Here is a 1,775-nt window from a genome sequence, read left to right as displayed (position 1 = left end):
TTGGGCAATTATCTACTTTTTTGCTTTGGGAATTATCTCGGTTATTTTAGGTCAAGATGTTAGTTGGGATTTACGCAATTATCATTTTTATAATCCCTATATGTTATTGACAGGAAGGTTTAAGTATGATGTCCTACCCGCGCAGATACAAACTTTTTTTAATCCCCTCATCGATGTTCCCTTATTTGTCGCTATTTATTATCTGAAATTGCCTCCGATTGTCGTGGGTTTTTTAATGGGAGGATTTCACGGGTTAAATCAGTGGTTAGTTCACCTAATCACCTATCATTCCCTAGATAAAGTTTCGGAAAGATACAAGATAACTTTAAGCATAGCGGCAGCGATTACCAGTATTTTTGGGGCAGCCTATATCTCGGAGTTAGGAACCAGTATTGGTGATAATACCACCAGTGTTTTCGTTCTGGGAGGCTTATTTTTTATAGTTAGTAGTTTCGGGAAAAATCTGCCAATTCCCTCTAAAAATATTCTTTTAGCTGGACTCTTATTAGGATTGGCAACGGGATTAAAATTAACCAATGCTTTATATAGTATCAGCTTTTTGATAGCCATTAATTTTTTACCTAATTCTTGGCCTGATAAATTGCGTAACCTCATGTTATCAATTCTCTCAATGGCCGTGGGGGTTAGTCTCACTGCTGGTTATTGGATAATCCTAATGTGGACAAAGTTTGCTAATCCTCTTTTTCCCTTCTTTAATAAAATTTTTCAATCTCCTTATATAGAAACCGATGTCAATTTGCAAGACCTGCGATTTTTGCCTAGAGACATTTGGCAATGGTTATTTTACCCTTTTTATTTTGCTCAAGAACAAACCTTAGTAGCTGAACTTAAATTTAAAGAATCTCGCTTTGCTATCGCTTATATTCTCATAGTAATATTGCTGGGTTTTATTCTTTATCGCTATGGTAACAAAAAATTAACTTTTCCTGTAAATAGCCTAATTTATACCTCAAATTTAAGCTTTTTACTACCCTTTTATTTGACCGCTTACTTTATTTGGTTAATTAAATTTTCTATCTATCGCTATCTCATAGTTTTAGAGTTAATTACCCCCATTTTAATTCTCTTAATTGTTGCCTATTTCTATCCTAAAAGAAACCCAGTATTATTAGTAACTCTGGGGATTTTTGTTTTAATTTTAGCTACTGTTAAACCCCTAGATTGGTGGCGAATACCTTGGTCGGATAACTATTTTAGTATTGATAGACAAGCTTTGGTACAATATCAAGATGATGTAATTGTTCTCTGGGGAGGAGAACCAGTCGGCTATGTGGTTCCCTATTTTCCTAGTAATACTCGCTTCCTGCGTATTACTGGTAATTTTGGGTTAAGTCCTCATACCAAAATGAGTAAAATAGCAGAAGAGATTATCGATAAAACTCCCGAATCATCGCTGTATTTACTAGAGGTCAATTTTGAACTAAAAGAATTAGATAGGGAAAAATCTAAGCAAGCAGCTTTAGAATTGCGTAAACTTGTTATTGATCGCAATAATTGTCAACCTTTTATAACTGCTATTGAAAAATACTCAATTTGTAAACTCGGAAAAATTTCAACTTAAATACTCTAGAAAACTAGGTAATCAATGATGACAACCCTGAAACGTTTTCCAATTTCTCATCCCTTATTTTGGGCAATTATCTACTTTTTTGCTTTGGGAATTATCTCGGTTATTTTAGGTCAAGATGTTAGTTGGGATTTACGCAATTATCATTTTTATAATCCCTATATGTTATTGACAGGAAGGTTTAAGT

The 1,775-nt window shown here is 34.0% G+C and carries 1 protein-coding gene; it reads left to right on the top strand.

Features of this window, described 5'->3' with window-relative positions:
- Positions 1-1,582 (top strand): glycosyltransferase 87 family protein (locus O9324_RS16810; RefSeq protein ID WP_288140783.1); only part of this gene is annotated, 1,582 nt, incomplete at its 5' end.
- Positions 1,583-1,775: the final 193 nt, after the last annotated feature.

Origin of the sequence: Microcystis sp. LE19-84.1B, from assembly GCF_027531875.1 — a bacterium.
In the GTDB taxonomy this organism is placed as follows: Bacteria; Cyanobacteriota; Cyanobacteriia; order Cyanobacteriales; family Microcystaceae; genus Microcystis; species Microcystis panniformis.
This window is presented reverse-complemented; position numbering and strand designations above follow the sequence as displayed.